General features: G+C 68.7%; 25 protein-coding genes and 1 pseudogene. 10 read left to right on the top strand and 16 right to left on the bottom strand.

The window, feature by feature from the left end:
- Positions 1–165: 165 nt before the first annotated feature.
- Complete coding sequence (locus ABZZ22_RS19610) at positions 166–897, bottom strand: peptidylprolyl isomerase (RefSeq protein WP_354934530.1); 732 nt, start codon at positions 895–897, stop codon at positions 166–168.
- A 186-nt stretch (positions 898–1083) separates the two neighbouring features.
- On the opposite strand from ABZZ22_RS19610, the gene ABZZ22_RS19605 reads away from it, so the two are divergent.
- The gene (locus tag ABZZ22_RS19605) at positions 1084–1554 is read left to right on the top strand and encodes a GNAT family N-acetyltransferase (RefSeq protein ID WP_354934527.1); all 471 of its coding nucleotides are present in this window, start codon (positions 1084–1086) and stop codon (positions 1552–1554) included.
- On the opposite strand, the gene ABZZ22_RS19600 is transcribed toward ABZZ22_RS19605, so the two are convergent.
- From ABZZ22_RS19600 to ABZZ22_RS19580, 5 genes are all read right to left on the bottom strand, one after another.
- Positions 1509–2051 (bottom strand): MauE/DoxX family redox-associated membrane protein, encoded by a 543-nt coding sequence (locus tag ABZZ22_RS19600; protein ID WP_354934524.1) that lies wholly within the window; start codon positions 2049–2051, stop codon positions 1509–1511. The two genes, ABZZ22_RS19605 and ABZZ22_RS19600, sit on opposite strands and share 46 nt — an antisense overlap.
- The gene (locus tag ABZZ22_RS19595; RefSeq protein ID WP_354934521.1) at positions 2048–2239 is read right to left on the bottom strand and encodes a hypothetical protein; all 192 of its coding nucleotides are present in this window, start codon (positions 2237–2239) and stop codon (positions 2048–2050) included. The genes ABZZ22_RS19600 and ABZZ22_RS19595 overlap by 4 nt, the downstream gene beginning before the upstream one ends.
- A 324-nt stretch (positions 2240–2563) precedes the next feature.
- Positions 2564–3313 carry a VOC family protein gene (locus ABZZ22_RS19590; protein WP_354934518.1) on the bottom strand — a complete coding sequence of 250 codons (750 nt, stop codon included), beginning with the start codon at positions 3311–3313 and terminating at the stop codon, positions 2564–2566.
- 100 nt (positions 3314–3413) lie between these two features.
- On the bottom strand, positions 3414–3689 hold the full coding sequence (locus ABZZ22_RS19585) for a Fe-S cluster assembly protein HesB (RefSeq protein ID WP_292650964.1): 276 nt from the start codon (positions 3687–3689) through the stop codon (positions 3414–3416).
- A 94-nt stretch (positions 3690–3783) separates the two neighbouring features.
- Positions 3784–4206: a PPOX class F420-dependent oxidoreductase gene (locus tag ABZZ22_RS19580; RefSeq protein WP_354934515.1), complete on the bottom strand. Its 423-nt coding sequence runs from the start codon at positions 4204–4206 to the stop codon at positions 3784–3786.
- A gap of 158 nt (positions 4207–4364) precedes the next feature.
- Between ABZZ22_RS19580 and ABZZ22_RS19575 the strand changes: the two genes are divergently transcribed.
- On the top strand, positions 4365–5243 hold the full coding sequence (locus tag ABZZ22_RS19575) for an LLM class F420-dependent oxidoreductase (protein ID WP_354934512.1): 879 nt from the start codon (positions 4365–4367) through the stop codon (positions 5241–5243).
- An 8-nt stretch (positions 5244–5251) separates the two neighbouring features.
- On the opposite strand, the gene ABZZ22_RS19570 is transcribed toward ABZZ22_RS19575, so the two are convergent.
- Genes ABZZ22_RS19570 through ABZZ22_RS19555 form a run of 4 tightly spaced genes read right to left on the bottom strand, consistent with a single transcriptional unit; the run spans position 5252 to position 11366 of the window.
- Positions 5252–6751 (bottom strand): carboxyl transferase domain-containing protein, encoded by a 1500-nt coding sequence (locus tag ABZZ22_RS19570; RefSeq protein WP_354934509.1) that lies wholly within the window; start codon positions 6749–6751, stop codon positions 5252–5254.
- Positions 6752–6791: 40 nt separating this feature from the next.
- Entirely contained in the window at positions 6792–8612 is a 1821-nt protein-coding gene (locus tag ABZZ22_RS19565; RefSeq protein WP_354934506.1) for an alkyl sulfatase dimerization domain-containing protein, read from the bottom strand.
- Positions 8612–9796 carry an acyl-CoA dehydrogenase family protein gene (locus tag ABZZ22_RS19560; RefSeq protein WP_354934503.1) on the bottom strand — a complete coding sequence of 395 codons (1185 nt, stop codon included), beginning with the start codon at positions 9794–9796 and terminating at the stop codon, positions 8612–8614. Before ABZZ22_RS19560 ends, ABZZ22_RS19565 begins: the two co-directional genes overlap by 1 nt.
- Position 9797: 1 nt before the next feature.
- Positions 9798–11366, bottom strand: coding sequence for an AMP-binding protein (locus tag ABZZ22_RS19555; protein WP_354934500.1), 1569 nt, complete (start codon positions 11364–11366; stop codon positions 9798–9800).
- A gap of 110 nt (positions 11367–11476) precedes the next feature.
- On the opposite strand from ABZZ22_RS19555, the gene ABZZ22_RS19550 reads away from it, so the two are divergent.
- The 4 genes from ABZZ22_RS19550 (at position 11477) to ABZZ22_RS19535 (ending at position 14155) form a co-directional block, all read left to right on the top strand.
- Positions 11477–12082, top strand: a complete 606-nt coding sequence (locus ABZZ22_RS19550; RefSeq protein ID WP_354934497.1) for a TetR/AcrR family transcriptional regulator — start codon at positions 11477–11479, stop codon at positions 12080–12082.
- A 113-nt stretch (positions 12083–12195) separates the two neighbouring features.
- Positions 12196–13515 carry an MFS transporter gene (locus ABZZ22_RS19545; protein ID WP_354934494.1) on the top strand — a complete coding sequence of 440 codons (1320 nt, stop codon included), beginning with the start codon at positions 12196–12198 and terminating at the stop codon, positions 13513–13515.
- Between the two features lie 59 nt (positions 13516–13574).
- A complete protein-coding gene (locus ABZZ22_RS19540) occupies positions 13575–13880 on the top strand; it encodes a DUF202 domain-containing protein (RefSeq protein ID WP_354934491.1) in 306 nt (101 codons plus the stop codon).
- Positions 13877–14155 (top strand): DUF202 domain-containing protein, encoded by a 279-nt coding sequence (locus ABZZ22_RS19535; protein ID WP_354934488.1) that lies wholly within the window; start codon positions 13877–13879, stop codon positions 14153–14155. The genes ABZZ22_RS19540 and ABZZ22_RS19535 overlap by 4 nt, the downstream gene beginning before the upstream one ends.
- A 48-nt stretch (positions 14156–14203) precedes the next feature.
- Here ABZZ22_RS19535 and ABZZ22_RS19530 read toward each other — a convergent pair.
- Together ABZZ22_RS19530 and ABZZ22_RS19525 are read right to left on the bottom strand one after the other, a co-directional pair.
- A pseudogene (locus ABZZ22_RS19530) lies at positions 14204–14548 on the bottom strand (AzlC family ABC transporter permease); the annotation flags it as partial.
- Positions 14549–14642: 94 nt separating this feature from the next.
- Positions 14643–14945, bottom strand: coding sequence for a helix-turn-helix domain-containing protein (locus ABZZ22_RS19525; protein WP_354934485.1), 303 nt, complete (start codon positions 14943–14945; stop codon positions 14643–14645).
- A gap of 77 nt (positions 14946–15022) precedes the next feature.
- On the opposite strand from ABZZ22_RS19525, the gene ABZZ22_RS19520 reads away from it, so the two are divergent.
- Positions 15023–15682 (top strand): haloacid dehalogenase type II, encoded by a 660-nt coding sequence (locus tag ABZZ22_RS19520; RefSeq protein WP_354934482.1) that lies wholly within the window; start codon positions 15023–15025, stop codon positions 15680–15682.
- A gap of 25 nt (positions 15683–15707) precedes the next feature.
- Here ABZZ22_RS19520 and ABZZ22_RS19515 read toward each other — a convergent pair whose 3' ends face one another.
- On the bottom strand, positions 15708–17069 hold the full coding sequence (locus tag ABZZ22_RS19515) for an FAD-binding oxidoreductase (protein ID WP_354934479.1): 1362 nt from the start codon (positions 17067–17069) through the stop codon (positions 15708–15710).
- 108 nt (positions 17070–17177) lie between these two features.
- Between ABZZ22_RS19515 and ABZZ22_RS19510 the strand changes: the two genes are divergently transcribed.
- The gene (locus ABZZ22_RS19510; RefSeq protein WP_354934476.1) at positions 17178–17864 is read left to right on the top strand and encodes a helix-turn-helix domain-containing protein; all 687 of its coding nucleotides are present in this window, start codon (positions 17178–17180) and stop codon (positions 17862–17864) included.
- Between the two features lie 156 nt (positions 17865–18020).
- On the opposite strand, the gene ABZZ22_RS19505 is transcribed toward ABZZ22_RS19510, so the two are convergent.
- Positions 18021–19040: a tyrosine-type recombinase/integrase gene (locus ABZZ22_RS19505; protein WP_354934473.1), complete on the bottom strand. Its 1020-nt coding sequence runs from the start codon at positions 19038–19040 to the stop codon at positions 18021–18023.
- 84 nt (positions 19041–19124) lie between these two features.
- Here ABZZ22_RS19505 and ABZZ22_RS19500 point away from each other — a divergent pair, with 84 nt between their 5' ends.
- Positions 19125–20123, top strand: coding sequence for an alpha/beta hydrolase (locus tag ABZZ22_RS19500; protein WP_354934470.1), 999 nt, complete (start codon positions 19125–19127; stop codon positions 20121–20123).
- On the opposite strand, the gene ABZZ22_RS19495 is transcribed toward ABZZ22_RS19500, so the two are convergent.
- A complete protein-coding gene (locus ABZZ22_RS19495; protein WP_354934467.1) occupies positions 20104–20493 on the bottom strand; it encodes a DUF1304 domain-containing protein in 390 nt (129 codons plus the stop codon). The genes ABZZ22_RS19500 and ABZZ22_RS19495 overlap by 20 nt on opposite strands.
- Before the next feature lie 102 nt (positions 20494–20595).
- Here ABZZ22_RS19495 and ABZZ22_RS19490 point away from each other — a divergent pair, with 102 nt between their 5' ends.
- Positions 20596–20769 carry a hypothetical protein gene (locus ABZZ22_RS19490; protein ID WP_179657818.1) on the top strand — a complete coding sequence of 58 codons (174 nt, stop codon included), beginning with the start codon at positions 20596–20598 and terminating at the stop codon, positions 20767–20769.
- Here the strand turns inward: ABZZ22_RS19490 and ABZZ22_RS19485 are convergent.
- Positions 20766–21122, bottom strand: coding sequence for a TraR/DksA C4-type zinc finger protein (locus tag ABZZ22_RS19485; protein WP_354934464.1), 357 nt, complete (start codon positions 21120–21122; stop codon positions 20766–20768). The two genes, ABZZ22_RS19490 and ABZZ22_RS19485, sit on opposite strands and share 4 nt — an antisense overlap.
- Between the last annotated feature and the right edge of the window lie 25 nt (positions 21123–21147).

Genomic DNA, 21147 nt, shown 5'->3' with positions numbered 1-21147 from the left:
CTCTACCAGTGGGAGAAGAACCGGGTTCACCTACCCGACGATGAGCGAGGCCATGAGGGCGCGACCGAGCACCAGACCGGCCGGCCGCTGTCCGACGAAACTAGAGTTTCGTCGCCCACAACTACTGATTCGGCCCGCCATAAGTGCGGACTCGGCGAGAGAGGGTCAGCCGACGGTGATGTTCTCGAACTCGACAGCCTTCTTGGGGGCGCCGGTGCCGTCGCCGCCGGCCTCGGCCACGCCGGCCGCGCCGACCTCCTGGAGGGTCTTGATGGCGGCCTCGTCGAGGGTGCCGAAGACGGTGTAGGCGGGCGGGAGCTGGGTGTCGCCGAAGACCATGAAGAACTGGCTGCCGCCGGAGTTGGGCTGGCCGGTGTTGGCCATCGCGAGGGTGCCGGCGGGGAAGGTGTCGCTCTCCTCGAACTCGTCGGGGATGGTGTAGCCCGGGCCGCCGGTGCCTTCGCCGGTCGGGTCGCCGCACTGCAGCAGCTCGAAGCCGGGGTTGTTGCCGAGGCGGTGGCAGCTGGTGCCGTCGTAGTAGTCCTGCGATGCCAGCGACAGGAACGAGTTGACGGTGCAGGGCGCCTTGTCGGCGTCGAGGGAGATCGCCAGCGGGCCGACGGAGGTGTTGATGGTCGCGGCGACCTTGCCGGTGTATTGCGCGGTCTTCTCCGGCGCGTCCACCTCCTTCGAGGCGCCCATCGGGTCCTCGGAGTAGGTGCAGTTGGTCGAGCCGGGCTTCACGATCGACTTCCAGTCGCTGGACTCGCTCGACTTCGGGCCCTTGCTCTCCTTCGCCTCTCCGGAGCCGGAGTCGCCGGAGGAGTCCGAGCCGCAGGCGGAGAGCGTCAGGAGCAGGGCAGCGGCGGCAGTGGCCGAGAGCGTACGAGTCAGCATGCCCAGATGCTAGGGGAGCCGTCCGAATCCACCCGCGACCGACCCCGCGTGGCGAGGCCGCCCACACTCGTCTCCAGCATCGGCGCAACGCACTATCGCACATCCTCTTCGCAGGACGCGATACTGCACCAACCTCGGCCTGACCCAGAACGCCGAGACAGGGGAGGGCTCGGCTAGCCTCCAGCTGTGCCACTGCTTTCCCTGCGATTCGAGCTCGACGACCTGACCCGCCCCGAGGTGATCCGGATCCTCGAAGACCACCTCGAGGACATGTACGCGGTGACGCCCGCCGAATCGGTGCACGCGCTCGACCTCGAGGCACTCAAGGTGCCCGAGATCGCGTTCTGGTCGGCCTGGGAAGACACCGAGCTGGTGGGTTGTGGAGCGCTGAAGTCCCTCGGCGACGACGACTACGAGCTCAAGTCGATGCGCACCACGGCAGCAGCCCGCGGCCGCGGCGTCGCGACCGCGATGCTCCGCCACCTCGTCGAAGAGGCCAGGTCACGGGGCGGGCGCCGGGTGCTCCTGGAGACCGGGACCGAACCCTTCTACCAGCCGGCCCGGCGCCTCTACGCGGGCAACGGCTTCACCGAGCGCCCGCCTTTCGGCAGCTACGTGCTCGACCCCAACTCGGTCTTCTTCGAGCTCTCGCTGTAGTCGTCGGCCGACGGAGCGCCCCGCCGGAACAGCAGGTTGTCGAGGGCGAGCTTGGTGCGGCGCACGACGATCAGGTAGACCGCGATCGCGAGCCAGCCCAGGTCGCGCAGGGTGTCGGCGAGATAGGTGGGGTCGGCCGAGGCGCCGCCACCGCCGAAGCACCCACAGTCGATGTTGAGCCCGCGCGCCCACGCAGCGGTGATCCCGACGATGAACGAGCACAGTCCGAGGGCGGTCGCCACGGCTGCCGTCCGAGTGAACAGCCCGAGGATCAACATCACCCCGAGCACGACCTCGGCGATCGGCATCGCGATGGCGTACGCAGGCGCGAGCTGCCACGGCAGCAGCTGGTAGCCGCGGACCGCCTGCTCGGTCATCGCCGGCTCAGGCAGCTTGGCGAGACCGGCGGCGAGGAACACGAAGCCGAGGTAGAGGCGGCCGGCGAGACCGATCCAGCCCAGGCTGGACTCATTGAGAATGGCCGCACGGGTCCTCATGACAGCACCACCCAGGAGGTGCGGAGCACACCGAGGACGACGAACGCCGCCATGACCGCGTATCCGGTCCACAGCAGCGGCACCGGGGAGATCTCGTCCCGGATCTCCCGCCGCACGAACCACACCCCGAGCACGAGCACTGCCACGGAGACCGCGACCAGCCCGACGACGTACCAAACCTCGTTCACCTGGCCAGGGTGCCACAGCCACGGCTCACAACCACGGCCAAGACGCCCACCCTCAGCGCATCTTCAGGCTCCGAGCCGCCTTCTCAGGAACGAGACTCACGGTTGCAGCCAGGGACCACTCGAACCCGTGAACGACGACGACATCGAGGCCATCGGGAGCCCAGCTCCTGCCGCCCCCAGCGCGGTACGCCTGGTCAGTGGCCGGGTCATCGCTCGGCGGGTCCCTTGGTGCGGTCATGTCCGAGGCACATGAACCCTATTTCACGTAGATCTCGGCGGCGTACGGGAGGTTTTCAGCCCAAGGGCCGGTGAAGTCGACGGGCGCTAGGACACCCGGCCGGTCAGCGGATCACGATCGGTGAGGCAGTAGAGCTGTCCGTACGGAGCACGCAGCACCGTCCACCACTCGGAGACGCCGACGGTCTCGGCGCCGAGCGCCTCGTGGCGACACGTCTCCGTGGCACGGTCGGCCACCGCGAGATCCGGATGTGCTCGGACCTCGCCGGCCTCGTCGTCGAGCTGTTGCAGGAGGATCCGCAGCCCGCCGTGCGGGTCGGGGTCGGCGAGGCGTACGAACTCCGGGGATTTCGTCTGCTCGGGAGTCCGTCCGGTGATCTCCGTCCAGAAGTCCACCTCCTGCTCCCAACGGGAGCGAGGAATGTCGATGCAGATCTGATCGAGCACTCGCGATGGCTCCGCCCGCGCGCAGCTCGGCGTGGTGCCTTCGCCGAGCGTGTGGCAGAAGAGCAGGCCGCCGGGGGAGCGCATCACCGGAACGCCGTCGTAGGTCCACGCCGAGCTCGCCCCGAGCGACACCGACCGCTCCAGCGCCGCGTCGCGGTCGACGGCGTCGAGATCGATGTGGATCCGCGGCTCGTCCTCTTCGATGGCCTGCATCTTCAGCCAGGCGTCGCCCGTCTGCGGTACGAGGGTGACGAACTGTTTGTCCTCACCGCGAGGCGGCGAGACCGCCCAGCCCGTCGCGGCGGACCAGAACTCGACTGCCTCCTCCCACCTCGGACGCGGGACATCGAGGAAGAGATGGAACCAGGCAGGTACGCCAGCGGTGCTCATGTCAGTCGACCCTACGCGCGCGTCGCGTCGGTTCGCGGCAGAATGACGCACGCCGGGGCGCACCACGGATGCGGCGCGCCCCGGCGTGTGCGGGTCGGGATCAGCCCTGCTGAGAGATCCCGAACTGTACGTTGCCGGAGTCATCCATCCCGGCGTCGAGGACCTTGTCGTCGAGCTCGGCGGCGGCGCCCTGGTCGAGGAAGACCCGCGCACCCTCCTGCTCGATGACCTGGTCGGCACCCTCGGGCTCGGGGACCAGGGCGGCGCTCAAAGCACCGTCCGGTTCTGCGTTGGCGGCGAGCCGGAGGCCGGCGCCCTGGGCCTGCTCGGAGATCGAGCGAACGATGGTGGTGGCGTTCTCGGTCAGCTGAAGCATGTCGAGATCTTCCGTGGTTGGGTTCGGAGTACCCTCCCCACCATTCCTCACGATCTGGCCTCGTTCAAGCCCGAGGCGTGTCCGGCGCGGCGGATCAGCCCAGGTCGGCGCCGTAGACCTTCGAGACTTCGATGGTGATGAGCACCCGTCGATCGCTGACCATCACCTCGCGATACTCGTCCCAGTCGGGGTGCTCGCCGGCGCCTCGGCGGTAGTAGTCGACGAGCGCGTCGACCTCGGGGCTGTCGAGAGAGGCGCCGGGTCCGGTGAGGGTGACATTGCCCTCGGCAGTCGCCCAGGACCGCCCGCCGGGACCGTCGACCTCGATCGCCGCCCGTGGGTCGCGTCGCAGGTTCTTGGTCTTCACCAAGCCTTCGCGGGTCGAGATCAGGATCTCGCTGCGCTCGCGGTCGTAGTACTGCCACACCGGTGAGAGCTGCGGCAGCCCGTCGGCCTTGATCGTGGCCAGGATCCCGTGGCGGGTCGTGGCGAGCAGCTCGTGCGGATCGAACGTCATGTGGAAGCGCCTCCTCGATGTGGTCTGTAGGGACAGAAGGTTCCCCGGCACGGATTCCTTCCCGCTCGCCGTCTCGCCGGGAAGGAGTGGGCTGCTCGCTGGCAGGTGAGCCGATAGGGCTTGTCTTCGAGCGCGCTCGAAGACATAGCGTCTGAGGTATGGATCTTGGACTCCACTACTTCACCTTCACCCACCCAGAGTGGGAGACCACGCTCGCCGACAAGCTGACCGAGACGGCCCGTATCGCGGACGAGGGCGGTGTCGACCTGTTCACCGTCATGGACCACTGGTTCCAGATGGAGCAGGCCGGCGGCCCCTTCGAGCCGATGCTCGAGGGCTACACCACGCTCGGCTACCTCGCCGGGATCACCGACAACGTACGCCTCAGCCTCCTCGTCACCGGAGTGACCTACCGCCACCCCGGGCTGCTCGCCAAGACCGTCACCACGCTCGACCGGCTCTCCGGAGGCCGTGCGCTCCTGGGCATGGGCGCGGCTTGGTACGAGCGGGAGCACCAGGGTCTCGGCGTGCCCTACCCGCCGACCGCCGAGCGGTTCGAGCGTCTCGAGGAGACGCTGGAGATCTGTCGCCAGATGTGGTCGGAGAACGATGGCGCCTACGACGGCAAGCACTACCAGCTCACCGAGACCATCTCGCTCCCGCAGCCCGTCAACGGCACGGTCCCGATCCTGATCGGCGGGGGAGGTGAGAAGAAGACGCTCCGCCTGGTCGCCAAGCACGGGCAGGGCACCAACCTCTTCGGCGGCCCCAGCCCCGAGGCGGTCGAGACCGTCAGGCACAAGCTCGAGGTGCTGCGCGGCCACTGCGACGACCTCGGCACCGACTACGACGCGATCGAGAAGACCATGCTCTTCCAAGGCCCCTCGGTCCAGGACCCGGACGCCTTCTTGAGGTCGATGGAGGAGTACGCAGCCCTGGGCATCACACTCGTCGGGCTGATGCCGACTCCGTACGTCGACCCGGTGCCGTGGACCACCTCGCTGGTCGACCTGGTGCCACGCCTGCAGGCCATCTGAGTGTCGGTCTATCCTGCCCGGCGCAGCGTCGCCGCGATGATCGCGCGGGTCTCGGCCGGGTCGACGACGTCGTCGATCTCGAACATCCGCGCCGCATTGAGGGCACTGGCCTGCTTGCGGTAGTCCTCGGTCAATACGGCCACTCGCTCCTCTCGCTCCGTCTCGGGCATCGCAGCGAGCTCGGCGGCCATGGAGAGGCGTACGGCGCCCTCCAGGCCCATCGGCCCCAGATGCGCGTCGGGCCAGGCGACGGTGAGCAGCGGACGGTGGGTGCTTCCGCCGAGCATCGCCTGCGCGCCGAGGCCGTAGCCGCGCCGTAGGATCACCCCGACGAGCGGCGTCGACAGCTGAGCGCCGGCGACGACCATCCGGGACGCGTGCCGGACCAGGCCACCGCGTTCGGCCTCGGGGCCGACCATGAAGCCCGGGGTGTCGACCAGAGAGACCACGGGTAGGCCCCAGCGCTCGCAGAGCGCGAGGAAGTCGGCGGCCTTGGTTGACGCCTCACTGGTGATCGCGCCGGCCAGGTGCGTGGACTGGTTGGCGACCACGCCCACGGGGATCCCGTCGATGCGTGCCAGCGCGGTGACCAGCTCCGGTGCGTACGCCTCGCGAAGCCAGGTGACCGAGTCGATGTCGGCGAGGACCTCGACGACAGGGCGTACGTCGAAGGCTTCGCGGTCGTTGTGGGGGAGGAGCGTACGCAGGTCGGCCTGGTCATCGGCCTCGCCGCCCTCGGCGGCCGGCCCGAGGTAGGACAGGATGGCGTGTACCGCCTGGACGGCCGCCGCCTCGTCCTCGGCGAGCAGGTCGATGACGCCGTTGGCGCTCTGGTCCTTGACGGGGCCGATCTCCTCCGGCGCAAAGCTCCCCAGCCCGCCGCCGGCGATCATCGCCGGGCCGGCCATGCCGAGGTTGGCGTCCGGCGTGGCGATGCGGAGGTCGGCAGAGCCGGCGAGCACCGCGTTGCCGGCGAAGCAGCGCCCGGAGACGACCGCGATACGCGGCACGACACCCTCGAGCTCGCCCCACAGCGCGAACGAGCCGACGTCGAGCGCGGAGACCAGCGGGATGTCCGTATCGCCGGGACGACCGCCGCCGCCCTCGGTGAAGAAGACTGCCGGCAGCCGCATTCGGCCGATGACCTCGATCAGCCGGTCCGACTTGCGGTGCCCGCGCATGCCCTGCGTACCGGCCATCACCAGGTAGTCGTAGGACAGCACCCCGCACGGCATCCCGGCGACGGTCGCGGTGCCGCCGACGATGCCGTCGGCAGGGGTCTCGACCACGAGATCGGCCAGGTCACGGCGCTGTTCCTGGGCCGCGGTGATGAATCTCCCGTACTCGACGAACGAGCCCGGATCGACCAGGTCGGCGATGTTCTCCCGGGCCGTACGCCGCCCCTTGGCGTGCCAACGGGCGACCTTGTCGGGTCGCGCCGCATCCGTGGTCAGGAAGCGGCGGGCGTGCAGCTCGGTCAGCCCTGTTGCGGGGGTGTCGTCGGTCACGGGGCACATGGTGCCACGGGTGTCGGTGGCCGTCCGGCGGTTATCCGGTGACGATCGGAAAGGCATGGTCGGGCGCCTCGAGCACCCCCAGAAGCCGCTGCAGCAGACCGAGGTCTCCCGAATGTTCGATCCCGTCGAGACTCCGAGCGCCGAGCAGACCGGCGAGCTGAGGTCGGGTGAGCGTCAGGGTGAGGCCGGCGGCTGGGTCCGCGGCGCCGTCGCGCCGGTGGACGAGTACGCCGTTGTGCAGCCGGGCGTGCCACCAGCCACCCTCAGGGGTGCGGTCGTGGTCGAGCAGGTGCCAGTCGATCCGGAGATCGAGATCCCACGCGCGCGGACCGTCGACCCGGATCGACAGCGAGTCCAGGAGCTGCGAGACCGAGAGCGCGGCGAGCAGACCTCGGCCGCCACCGCGCGGCTGCGCCTTCGGACCGTCGAGGAGCTCCCGGGCACCGGTCAGGTAGATGTTGCGCCAGGTGGCGTTCTCCGCGCCGTGCCCGAGCCGGGTGTAGACCTCGGCCAGCAGCTCTCGCGCCTCGCTCTCGTCAGGCTTGGCGAACACCACGTGGTCGAGCAGCGTCGCGGCGAACCTCAGCTCCCCGGTGCTCCCGTTGGCGAGCAGCGCCTCGGCATGCTCCAGCGCAGCCGCCGAGCCACCGAGGAGCCGCACCCAGTGCTCGCCCTCCTCGGCCGGTGGCAGCTCCCACAGGTGTGCCGGGTTGGCGTCGTACCAGCCCAGGTAACGCTGGTAGATCCCCTTCACGTTGTGGCTCAGCGAGCCGTAGTAGCCGCGCGTCGAGGGCTGAGTATCCAGTGCCGGCGGCAGGACCAGCTCCTCGGCGATCTCCTTGGGTGTCAGGCCGCGGTTGATGAGGCGTACGGTCTGGTCGTGCAGGTAGGCGTAGACGTCTCGCTGCCCGGCGAGGAACGTCTCGATCCGCTCGGCACCCCACGTCGGCCAGTGGTGGGTGGCGAACGCGACGTCGGTGCGGGAGGCGAACAGGTCGATCGCGTCGGTGAGATAGCGCGCCCACAGCCGAGCATCGCGCACCTCCGCCCCGCGCAGGGTGACGATGTTGTGGAGCGTGTGGACGGCGTTCTCAGCCAGACACAGCGCTCTGCGGCCGGGGAAGAGGATGTTCATCTCCGCCGGCGCCTCGCTGCCGGGGGTCAGCTGGAACTCCATCTCGACACCGTCGACTACGCGCGTCTGCCCAGTGCGGGTGATCGAGTCGGTCGGCGCGGCCAGCCCGATGGTCCCCGATGCGAGTCGCGGGCCAAGGCCGCAGCCGATGTGCCCGTCGGGCGCGACCGGGAGAAGGCTGCCGTACATGAATCCCGACCGCCGGCCCATCGCCGGACCGACGTAGACGTTCTCAGAGACCGCGTGCTCCAGGAACCCCTCCGGCGCAAGGACAGGTACGTCACCATCAGCTGCCGCGAGCACGGCGGCGATGCCGCCGAAGTGATCGGCATGAGGATGGGTCAGCACCACCCCGGTGACCGGCCGGTTCCCGCGGTGCTCGCGGTAGAGCCCCAGAGCGGCCGTCGCGGTCTCGGCCGTGGTGAGCGTGTCGATGACGATGATCCCGCGCTCGCCCTCCACGATCGTGAGGTTGGCGAGGTCGAGCCCGCGGAGCTGGTAGATGCCGTCGGTCACCTCGAAGAGGCCCTGCAGCGAGGTCAGCCGGCTGTGCTGCCACAGCCCGGCGTGAGCCGTCTCCGGCGCGGGGGAGTCGAGGAAGGCGTCGGCGTCCGCGTCGAACACGACGGAGCCGTCGGCCCGGGTCACGACACCGGGCTTCAGCGCGGCGACGAACCCACGCTGGGCGTCGATCTCTTCTTGGTGGACGTTGCTCATCAGGCCCCCAGCGACTTCACCAGGTCACGGATGACGCCGTTGCGCTGGATCTCCGAGGAGCCGGTCAGCACCCGGAACATCCGCAGCCGTCGCCAGATCACCTCGACCTCCGCGCCCCGGATCATGCCGGCCTTGCCGTGCATCTGCAGCGCGGCGTCCGCGATCTCGAAGGACCGCTCGGCCACGAAGAGCTTGCACATGAACGACTCGATGCGCGGGCGCTTGCCGGCATCGAGATCGGCGAGCGCGTCGTAGGTCATCGACCGGGCCGCGTAGTAGTCGGTGGCCATGTCGGCGAGCCGGTGCTGGATCGCCTGCTTCTCCAGGAGCAGCCCGTCGAAGACGGTGCGGTGTGCGGCGAAGTCGAGGGCCAGGGCGAGCGCGCGGCGGGCCGCGCCGAGCGCGGTCGGGCAGTGCAAGAGCCGGTTCGCGGTGACCCGGCCGAGCGCGATACGCAGCCCCTGGCCGACCTCGCCGAGCAGGTTCTCCTGCGGGACGAAGCAGTCCTCGAGCACGACGTCGCTCTCGATGTTCTGCCCCGACAGCGGCAGGTCGCCGGGGAGCACCCGGCAGCCGGGGGAGTCGAGGTCGACGAAGAACGCGGCGTACGACTCCTCCTCACCGGCCATCCGGGCCACCAGGATGGCGAAGTCGGCGAAGGTGCCGCCGGTGCTGAACACCTTGCGTCCGCTGATCCGGAAGCCGCCCGAGGTCTGCGTCGCGGTCGTCCGCATGCGGCGTACGTCGGAACCGGCGTCGTCCTCGGTCATCGAGAAGCAGCAGGCGCGCTCGCCACGTACGACCGGCATCAGATACTTCTCGACCTGGTGCTCGGTGGCGTGCTCGAAGATCGCGCCGACCCGCAGCGGGCCGCCCATGTCGCCGAGCACGCTGGTGGCGAGCTGACGACCGGAGGCGCCGATCTCCTCCTTGAGCGCGGCGAGCTCGGTGAAGCTCAGGCCCTGCCCGCCTAGCGACTCGGGCAGGTGGATGCCGTAGAAGCCGAGCTCTCGGCTGCGCTGCCACACCGGCTCCAGCATCGAGCGGTCCAGCGGTGTCTCCGGGCCCAGGCCGAGGTCGCGCTCGTAGACGGCGAGCTCGCCGTCGAGGTAGTCCCGCAGCCGGGTCACCAGCTCGTCGAGGCGAGGGTTGTCAGGGTAGGACGGGGTGAGGGAGAAGGTCATCTCAGCCGACCCTCCGCTCGGTGCCGGCCCAGTCGCGCTCGCGCAGCGCCCGCCGGTCGACCTTGCCGTTGCGGTTGTGAGGGAGTGCCTCGGCGAACTCGACGATCCGCGGTACCTTCACCGCTGAGAGACGCGTACGGCAGGAGTCGCGCAGCTCCTCCTCGGTCGCGGTGGTGCCGGCGGCGAGGGAGACGTACGCCTTGACGGTCTCGCCCCACTTCTCGCTGGGCACACCGACCACGCAGGCCTCGCTGACGGCCGGATGCTCGTAGAGCGCGGCCTCGACCTCGGAGCAGTAGACGTTGTAGCCGCCCGAGATGATCATGTCCTTCTTCCGGTCCACGATGAAGACGAAGCCGTCCGCGCGGATCCGGCCCAGGTCACCGGTGTGCACCCAGCCGTCACGGAAGGTCTCCGCGGTCGCCTCGGGGGCGTGGAAGTACTCCCGTACGCAGTCCGGGCCGCGCGCCACGATCTCGCCGATCTCGCCGGCGGGCAGCGGGTTGTGGTCGTCGTCGACCACGATCACCTCGGTGTCGTAGACCGGACGGCCGCAGGAGAGCAGCAGCTCCGGATCGGACTCGATGCCGCGGACGACGTCCTCGGCGCTGAGGAACGTGATCGCGCTCGTCGTCTCACCCTGTCCATAGCCCTGGTTGACCACCGGGCCGAACGCCTCGACGGCCTCGCGCAGCCGTGCGGGGCTGACTGGCGCACCGCCCACGGTGATGCTCCGCAACGCCGAGAGGTCGCGATCGCGCAGGGTGGGAGAGGCGAGGACGAGGTTGAGCATGACGGGCACGACGAAGGTGTGGGTGACCTGCTCACGCTCGAGCGTGTCGAGGTACGCCTCGGTGTCGAACGCCGGCAGCACGACCACGGCCGCCCCGCGGAAGAAGCAGCCGAGGATGACCATGCCGCTGGCGTGGGTGATCGGCCCGGGGGCGAGGTAGACGGCGTCGGCGGAGAGCGAGCCGTAGGGGTTCATGGCGAGCTTGCGCATGTTGGCCAGCCGGTTGCCGACGGTCTGGACCGCCGCCTTCAACGTGCCGGTCGAGCCGGAGGTGAAGTTGAGGACGGCAGGGGCGTCCTCGTCGACGTCGACGGCCACCGGGTCGGTGGAGCCTTCGGCGAGCAGGACGTCGTACGCCGTCGAGCCGCTCTCCGTGGAGGCGCCGCCGTTGTCGAGGTCGACGACCAGGCAGTCCAGGCCGTGCGCGTCGATGACCTTGCGGACCAGATCGAGGTGTGGCCCACCGGTGAAGACGACCCTCACCGCCGCGTCGAGCAGCACATGCTCGATCTCGGCGGCGGCGAGCCGGGCGCTGATCGGGACCCGAAGCGCACCCGCCTTGCAGATCGCCATCTCCGCCACGACCAGCTCACCGCGGTTGGTGGCCAGGGTGGCGACCGGAGTGCCCGGTGCGCAGCCACGGGCGATCAGGGCGCTGGCGAGCCGGTTGGTGTCGTCCTCGAGCTGTCGGTAGGTCCACCGGTCGGTGCCGGAGACCAGGGCGGTGGCGTCGGGGGTGAAGGTCGCGGTACGAGTGAGATAGCTACCGAGATTCACGGGTGCCCTCCTGGTTGTCGGGGTCGCTGCTGTGGGCGCGGTCACTCAAGATAATAGACAGAGTGTCCAGAAACAGTCCAGCCGTTCGGGAAAGTGCTAGAACAGTGCCCATGACGGTGGTTGAGGACCGGCGCAGCCGGCGAACGCGAGGGGCGCTCCGTGACGCGCTCGTCTCCCTGGTGCTTGAGCGTGGCTATGCGGCCGTGACGGTGGAGGACATCGTCGCCGCGGCCGACGTGGGCAGGGCGACCTTCTACACCCACTTCAAGGACAAGGAGGCGCTCTATGACCACGTGGTGTCCTCGGTGCTCCTGGAGCTGAAGGAGCGACTGGCCGAGGTGCTGGCTCCGGAGGACGCCGGCTTCACCGGGGAGCCGGTGGCCGAGGTTTTCCGGCATGCGACCCAGCAACCCGATCCGTATCGCATGATCCTGCGGGGCGAAGGGGACGGGCGCGGCCTGCGCGCCTTCGAGGATGCCTGGAGTGCCAGCGCCTACGAGATCTTCTCCGCCCGGGTGAAGGCGAATGCGGTGCGCCCTCGGGTGGATCTCCAGGTGCTGGCGCGAGCGTGGGTCGGTGAGCAGATGGCGGTGCTGCTGTGGTGGCTCGATGCCCCCGAACCGCGTCCGGCGACCGACCAGGTCGTGGAGACACTCGTCGAGCTCTCGCGTCATGGACGCTTCTGGGCGACAGGTTTCGACTCCGACGGGCACTGATCCGAGCACAGTTCTGGACACCGTGTCTTGTGTGGTGCGGGTCACTCGCCTTACAGTCAGACGTGATGACCGTTACTAGACGTTCTGTCTAACATTCTGAAGGGCGGATTCCCGTGTCCTACCGCACCCTGCTCACCGAGTATCCAGTCGGAGCGCGCCGTCGTGTGCTGCTGGCTGTTGTCGTGCTCGCCTTGTTCATTTCGGCGTTCGAGGGCCAGCTGGCCCCTGTGCTGCCGCTGCTCCTCGACGACCTCGGGATGTCGCTCAAGACCTACGGCCTCATCACGGCCGCGTCCCTGATCTTCGGTGCTGTCGCCGGCTATCTCGGGGGAGAGCTCGCCGACCGCGTCGGCCGGGTGCGGATCCTGGTCCCGTTCATGTTCCTCTCCGCGGGCGCCTGCCTGTTCATGGCCACCGCCGACTCGGTGGGCCACTTCGCCCTCGCCCGGATACTGCTCGCCTTCGTCGAGGGGGTCGCAGTCGCCGGGACGCAGCCGCTGATCCGCGACTTCACCCCGCGGATGGGCCGCGCTCAGGCCTTCGCGTTCTGGAGCTGGGGCTCGGTCGGCGCCAACTTCCTCGCCGCCGCCGTCGCCTCGGCGACCCTCGGCGTCTTCGACAACCAGTGGCGCTCGCAGCTGTTCATCATGGCCGGCGCCGCCCTCGTCGGCGCCATCATCATCGCGCTCACGCTGCGCGACCTCTCTCCCGAGGTCCGCCGCGCCGTACGCCTCACCGAGCACGAGGCCCACACCGTCGAGGTGCCGCAGGGCCGGAAGGGTCTGCGCGTCCTCCTCACGCACCGCGCCTTCTGGACCCACGTGCTCGCGATGTCGTTCCTCTACGTCCTGCTGGCCACCATGAACGCCTATGCCCAGACCATGCTCGTCCAGCAGTTCAGTATCTCGGTCCGCGCTGCCTCGGCGATCACCATGGTCTTCTGGCTGAGCAATCTCGCGTTGAGCCTGGTCTTCGCCCGGCTCTCGGACCGCACTCAGCGCCGTAAGAACTTCATGGTCGGCGGCGGTGTCGCCGCAGCGATCTTCGTCGGCGCCTTCCTTGCTCTGATGGGCCGGGGGAGCGAGGCATCCTCCAGCGTGGTGATCGTCCTGTTCATCGGCATCGGCGTGGCCCTCGCCGCGATCTTCGGACCGTGGATGGCGAGCTTCTCCGAGCACGTCGAGGAGGTCCACCCCGACATCCAGGGCCGAGCCTTCGGCCTCAACCATCTGCTCAACCGCATGTTCATCCTGGCGACGGTCCTCTTCGCGCCGCGTGTGGTCGAGGCGACCGGCGGCTGGGAGCGCTGGATGACGATCGTCTGGGCCGCGACGATCCTGTTCACCGTCACCGCAGCGCTCGTCCCCGGCGTGACAGGTCGTCGTCCTCGGGCTGACCTGGGCGTCGAGGCCGTCACGCAGCCAGCGTCGTGAACCGGGCGGGACGGGGGCGGCTGGACGGCTGGGTCTACGCCGAGACAGAGGAGCCCGACGTGAGGTTCACGCTGGCGAACGAGCGTACGTTCCTGGCCTGGATCCGCACCTCGCTGGCGTTCCTCGCCGTCGCGGTCGCCGTCGACGCCCTGAAGGTGGGCGGCGGCACGGCCCTGGCCGTGCTCGCCCCGCTCGGCCTCGCGATCCTCGCCGGCGGATGTGCGGCCTGGTCCTGGTGGAGCTGGGTACGCAGCGAGCGGGCGATCCGCCGGCGAGACGCCCTCCCCACCCGCCGGGCACCGCTTCCCCTGGTCTTCGGCGTGCTCGGTTCCGTCGCCCTCGTCTCGATGGCCCTGCTGGTGTGAACGGGGGAGACCCGGGCCTGCAGCCGGAGCGAACCGAGCTCGCCTGGCGACGTACGCACCTCTCCCTGGTGGTCGCCGCCCTCGTCGTTGCCAGACATCCGCTTGCCGGTGGCCAGCTGTGGTGGGGTCTCGGAACGGCGACGGTGATAGCCGCAGTGTCCGCATTCTTGCTGCTCGGGCGCCGCCGGGTCGGAATGACGGCTGCGGCTGCGGCGGTGATCGCTCTCGTCGAGGTGGCCGGGATCATCGGCATGGGGCTCGGGGCCGACGGCTGAGCCGAGCGTCCAGGTGAGGTACTGCGGCGCGGTCGTGCCGAACAGCAACCACCTGTCGAAAGTGCCGTCGCCCCGGTTGGCAAGCGCCCAAGAGGCGTCAACGACCGCCTGCCCCTGAGCGGCCCGTTTCACAGGACCCCCGGGAAGCGACGGCGCCAGCGCGATTCCCATCGCCAGAAAGCGCGAGTTCATCAGGCCCGCCGCAGCGAGTGCAGCGGGCACCCCGCCACCGCCCGCGACCACCGACAGCATCGCGAACTGGGCCGAGCCGGCGAACACGATGACCGAGGTGACGATCGCCTGCGCGACGCTGAATCCGGCCTGGCGGGCGAGCACGGCGAAGGAGAGGCTCAACACGAAGCCCACGAGCGCGAACGGCACCCCCAGCCGCATCCCTGACAGAAGTGAAGCGCGGGCATCGCCAATAGGTGCTGCTCTGCTCACCCGGACAGTCTAGGAATGCGTGGGTGACCGAGGTCAGGCCTGGTCACAGCCCGGCGATCGTGCTCAACAGGCCCGGAAAACGCGCGTCGAACTCATCGAGCCGGAGGCGGACGTACGTGCCATTTCCGGCATCGCGCTGGCGGATCAGGCCGGCCTCGCGGAGGGCGCGCCAATGGTGCGTACGTGTCGACTTGCTGACCGGCAGATCGAACGAGCTACAGGCACGCTCGGCGCCCGAGGTGTCTTCCAGCAGCTCGAGCACGACCCGGCGGCGATGCGGATCGGCCAGCGACTTCAGCACGCGGTCCAGGTCGACCTCGGCCAGATCCGGGACGGTGAACTCCACAGTGCAAACTCCTGGACGACGTACGAGATGTGTCGTACCTTGAGGTACGGCAACTATCGTACCCCTAGGAGGTCGCCATGCTGCTCGTCCTCGACGTGAACGAGACCCTGCTCGACGTCAGTGCGCTCGACCCGGTCATTTCGGACGTCGTCGGCATGCCCGGCGACAGTGCCCGACGAATCTGGTTCGACCGGATGATCCGCAGCTCCATGACGATCACTGCGGCGGGTGGATATGTGCCCTTCGGGGCGCTCGCTGCCTCCGCGCTGCGCGACGTCGCCGGCGAGCGTGGGGGAGAGGTCTCCATGGCCCAGATCGAGCGCCTCGCCGAGGGAATCAGGACGCTGCCCGCACATCCTGACGTCGCGCCCGGGTTGAGGCGGCTTCGCGCGGACGGGCACCGGATCGCGACCCTGACCAACTCGGTGCTCGAGGTCGCCGAGGCGCAGCTGAGGTCCAGCGGACTGATCGATCTCGTGGACGCGGTGTACTCGGCCGACGAGGTTCAACGGCTCAAGCCGGCGGGGGAGCCGTACCGGATGGTGCTGGAGCGCGAGCATGCTGACCAAGCGATGCTGGTTGCCGCCCATGACTGGGATGTGACAGGTGCCGCCATGGCCGGATTGGATACGGCGTTCCTCGGCAGAGAGGGGCGGTTGCCCTTCTCCGCGGTCGCCGAGCCGACCTACGTCGCCCCTGATCTCCTGGAGCTCGCTGACCTGCTCGCCGCGAACTGATCCGGCCGAAGATCACGGCCAGCCGTCAGGGCGTGATGTTCTGGTTGTGGCTGAACAGGTTCGCGGGGTCGTAGGTCCGCTTGACCTCCTTGAGTCGTGCGTAGTTGCTCCCATAGGTGTCGGTGACGCGACCCTGGTCGTCGTCGGACATGAAGTTCACGTATCCGCCCGCCTCGGAGTGCGGGGTGAGCGCGGCGGCGTAGTCGCGGACCCAAGCGATGTTGGCGTCGTCGTCGGAGGCATCCGGCCAGGCGGAGACGATGACCGTCGAGAACGTCGCGTGGCGGTAGGAGAACGCGGTATCCGTGCCACCGACACGGGAGGCGGCACCGTTGATCGGGTACAGGTGCATCGTCGAGCTCGGGTTCGGAGCCTTCGGACCGTGGGTCAGGTGCACCTCGATCGCCTCGTCTGTCAGCTCGGTGACGTAGTTGCCCTTCCAGTAGCTGCGTACGCCACGAGGGAACAGGTCGTCGAACGCGCTGTTGAGCCAGGGATACGGCATGGGTGCGACCATCTCGCCGACGCGCGGCGCGAGGTCACGGAACGGCTGCATCGCCGCTTCGCCCTCCTCGGTCGGCCCGCTCCAGTGGACGATGGCGACGCAGAACGTGTCGCCGTGGCGCTCCTCGGGAAGGAAGGGGAGCGGAGGGGCCACCTGGAACGCGGGGAAGCCACCGCAGCGCTCGTCGGCTTCGGTCACCCAGGTGCGGAAGAGGCGGAGCAGGTCGCCGGCGTGCTCCAGCTCGTAGAAGAAGAGTCCGACGACTGCCTGGTCCACCGGATGCAAGTCGAACTCGAAGGTCGTGACGACCCCGAAGTTCCCGCTGCCTCCGCGCAGAGCCCAGAACAGGTCGGGGTTCTCGGACTCGCTGGCACGGCGGAGCCTCCCGTCTGCGGTGACGACGTCCGCTGACCGGAGGTTGTCGATCGAGAGCCCGAAACCGCGGGTGAGGTATCCGATGCCGCCGCCGAGCGTGAGGCCGCCGACACCGGTGGTCGATACGATCCCGCCGGGCATGGCGAGGCCGTGCGCATGGGTCGCTTCGTTGAGGTCGGCCAGTGTCGCGCCGCCGCCCACGCGAGCAGTTCGAGCGACGGAATCGACCTCGACGGAACGCATGGGGGAGAGGTCGATGACCAGGCCGTCATCGATCGTCCCGAAACCGGGCGCGCTGTGTCCGCCCCCGCGCACGGCCAGCGGGAGGCCACCGTCGCGGGCGAGGTTCACCGCGGCGACGACGTCGGCGACGCTCTCGGCCGGCACGACAGCGGCCGGACGACGGTCGATCATTCCGTTCCAGACGGCTCGAGCCGCGTCGTAGCCGGAATCTCCGGGCGTGATGACCCGGGTCAGGTGTTCATGGAGTTCGTTGATAGTTGTCATGAAGCCAGCGTGATTCGCCGACTTCGCGGCAACCAGTCCCGAGATGCCACCTCGCCGGTACAGATTTCGTACTTCCGGCGGCGGGCCCGAGGTGGGACGATTCGAAACATGCCCGATTACGGCCATTACTGCCCGGTCGCGATGGCGAGCGAGGTCATCGCGGATCGGTGGACGCCGCTCATCATCCGCGAGCTCGTCCTGGGCAACGTACGCTTCAACGACATCGCCCGAGGCCTGCCCGGCATCTCACGGTCGCTCTTGGTCCAACGTCTGCGCCACCTGGAACGGATGGGCGTGGTCGAAACCTGGCCGTCGCCTACCGGCAAGGGGAGTGAGTACCACCTGACGCCGGCTGGCAAGGACATGGAAGGGGTCGTGGACGCGTTGGGAAAATGGGCGATCGAATGGTTGTTCGACGACATCAGGCCACACGATGTCGACGTGGTGACGCTGACGTGGTGGATGCATCGCCGCATCCGGCCCGAACGCTTCCCGCCTAGCCGGATCGTCATCGAGTTCCGGCACACGGCTCCGAAGCAGGAGACCATCTGGATCGTGCTGGATCGCGGCGAGGCGTCGGTGTGCACACAGCATCCGGGGTTCGAATCGGACCTGGTCGTCACGACCACCACAGGCGCATTGTCCGACGTGTTCAACGGCTTTTGCCATTGGGACAAGTCCATCGCGGACGGGTTGATCAGTGTCGCCGGCCTGCCACGACTGGTCCGAGCGCTCCCGACGTGGTTCATGTGGAGTCCGTTCGCCGACTCGATCCACGAGCGGGCGAGCCGCTAGGGGGCCGTGCTTTCGCGGTTGACTTGACATAATGTGCATTATCGGCGAATAGCTGAGGTCGGCGTACCAGCGCGAAAACAGGCTTGGTGAGGGCGTTTCTGCCGGGCGCGTTGGTGTGCGCAGTCGTCGTGACAGACCCGCGCGGTCAAGCCGTAATCACTCAGGCGGCTCGTACGCGTCCGCCGTCTCCCGCAGCACCTCGCGTGCTGGTGAGAGCAGCATGGCGTCGCGAGTGTCGGAAGCCGTCGCCTTGACGTAGATCCCGGTCGTCTTGAGGTCTTCGTGCCCGAGCAGCCCCTGGACGGCAGGCACAGGTACGCCGGAACGGATCAGTCCCTTGGCGGCGCTGTGCCGAAAGGCGTGCGCGGCCTCGCCAGGCTGCTTCGGGACGCCGGCGAGGCGGATCCAGGTCTCGACCAGATGGTTGAGCGCCCCTGGACGCAGCCGTTTTCCAGAGGTCAGCAGGAAGAGACCGTCGGCCGGGTCGGGACTGCCGAATCGCGCCTCGATCTCCGCCAGATAGGCATCGACGGCGTCGACCGCCTCGGGAGGCATCGGCAGGTTGCGCTGCTTGTCGCCCTTGCCGATGACACGCACCAGCGTCTCGCCGTCGGGTTCGCGCCGGATCGAGCCGACGGTGAGATCGCACAGCTCGGCGGCGCGTACGCCGGTGGTGACCAGCACTGCGAAGATCGCCCGGTCACGAGCCGGCCAGCGGCGCCGGTCGGTGCCTTCGCGTGGCGTCGAGGCGACCCGCGCCAGACGGCGCAGCTCATCGACGCTCCAGCCGGCCGGCAGCCGGCTCGGCCGCTCGGGCGCCTCGATGCGCAGCGTGGGATCCACCAGCAGATGTCCCTCGAGCTGCAGCCAGTGCGTGAAGAGCCGCAGCGTGCCGACCCGGCGCTGGCAGGTCGCTGCGGCCGAGCTCTCCCGCAACGTCCTGTAGGCGATGCGTACGTTCTGGTCGGTCAGCGCCGAGATCGGGACCAGCGCCAGTGCGTCGACCTCAGGGTCGCCGCCGTCGTCGACGTGCAGCTGCCGGGCCCAGGCGGCGATGTCCTGCCGGTAGGCGCTGCGCGACTTGTCGTTGAGGCCGCGGCGCGTGAGTGTCGCCCGGTCGGTCAGGAAGTCCTCGACCACGTCACCGAACATCACCGTCTCGTCAGGTACGCTCACATCCCCTGATATTACAGTCTTTTCGAACATTTCTGCGATAGGGGGTACTATCGCGGAAATGCCACGACGTGCCAGACTCCCGCCGTGGCCGACACCGCTGTAGCTCATCGCAACGAACACATCAACGGAATCGACCTGCACTGGGTGGAGTCAGGGCCGTCTGACGGCCGGCTCGTGCTCCTGGTCCACGGTTTCCCGGAATCCTGGTATTCATGGCGCCATCAGATCGCCGCCCTCGCCGACGCCGGCTATCGGGCGGTCGCGATCGACGTGCGCGGGTATGGCGAGTCCTCGAAACCGCGGGCCATCGAGGACTATCGGATGCTGCGCCATGTCGGCGACAACGTCGCCCTGGTGCACGCCCTGGGCGCGAAGACAGCCACCATCGTCGGTCACGACTGGGGTGCTCCCATCGCATGGACGACAGCACAGCTGAGGCCTGACGTCTTCACCGCCGTTGCCGGTCTGTCGGTGCCGTTCAGCCCAGCCGGACGCCGTCGGCCGACCGAGGCGATGGCCCAGGCGGGTGGCGACGACGAAGACTTCTACATCTCCTACTTCCAGACTCCCGGTGTCGTCGAGGCCGAGATCCTGCCCGACGTACGCCGCTGGCTGCTCGGCATCTACTACTCGATCTCGGGCGACGGCGTGCTCGCAAAGGGCGGGGATCCGCGCGGAGCGCTCGGACTGGTGCCGCGCGGCGACAAGCTCTCGGACCAGTTCGTCTACCCCGCCGAGATGCCTGAGTGGCTGACCGAAGCCGATGTCGACTTCTACGCCCGTGAGTTCGCCGGCTCCGACTTCTTCGGTCCGCTGGCGCGCTACCGCAACATCGACCGCGACTGGGAGGATCTCGCGGCGTTCAGCGACGTGCCGATCGCGGTGCCGTCCCTCTTCATCGCCGGCGAGTACGACGGCCCTGCGATCACCGGCCGACGCCAGATCGAACGATTCGACCAGACCCTTCCTGGGCTCACGCGGTCGGCGGTCCTCCCCCGGTGCGGCCACTGGGTCCAGCAGGAGCGCCCTGAGGAGACCAACCAGCTGCTGCTCGAGTTCCTGGCTAGCTCAGAGCCACGCTGATCGCCAGGGCGACGACGGCGAGAAGCGGGACCACGCCCTGCTTGAGCGCCGCGCCGCGCTTGTCGGGCGAGAAGACGAACAACACTGCCGCGGCGGCTGCCATCGAGCCGGCTCCGGCGAAGACCAGGGCGGCGCCGACCGCTGCGGAGCACACCGGGTACAGGACGATGCCGACCACGGTGACGATGGCGAGGAACAGGTTGTAGAAACCCTGGTTGAAGGCCAGCTCCTTGGTCGCCTCGGCCTCCTCCGCCCCGATACCGAACACCGCGCGCGTCTTCGGACTCGACCAGGTCAATGACTCCATCACGAAGATGTAGACGTGCACCAGGGCCGCCAGGGCGGCGAGCACCAATCCAGCAACGACCATCACAGACCTCTTCCGGATCGGGGTGCTCGAGCACCGGTTGAGGCTGACAGTAACCGACATCGAGGGTATGTGTGCTGCTGAGATCGGGTACCTGCTCTCGCTATGGGGAGCAACGTCTTGGACATGGTGGGTGCCACGGTCGTGGTGCTCATCGTCCTGATGGTGCTCGCGGCCGCAGCGGGATTCCTGCTGGCGAGGGTGGAGAGACGGCGCGCGCGCCGGATCCACGACGATCTCGTCGAGATGCGTGACCAGCGCGGCCGGCACCGCCGCTAGCGCCGCCGCTCCCCCGGCCTCCCGGCACACCTGATGCAGGTGCGTGCCACCGGGCGTGCGTCGAGCCGGCCCTCGCCGATCGGCCGACCGCAGTCCTCACAGGTCCCGTACGTGTCGGCGTCCACACGTGCCATGGCCGCCACGATCTCGGCGAGATGCTCTTGCGCCTGACGTACGAGCGCTTGGACCTGGGACCGCTCGAAGGCGATCGTCGCGCCCTCGGGATCGTGCTCGTCGTCGGCATTGGTGTCGCGCGAGGCTGCCACGACCGCGTCGAAGTCGTCGGTCAGATCTCCCAGGCGCGCCAGCGTCTGCCGACGCTCCGCCTCGAGCCGTACGCGAGCCTGCTCCATGTGGTCGACTGTAGGCCGAAGACCG

This window comes from Nocardioides sp. NPDC006273, from assembly GCF_040613495.1.
Lineage (GTDB): Bacteria > Actinomycetota > Actinomycetes > Propionibacteriales > Nocardioidaceae > Nocardioides.
Note: the sequence above shows the minus strand (reverse complement) of the source record. Positions and strands in the feature narration are given on the sequence as shown.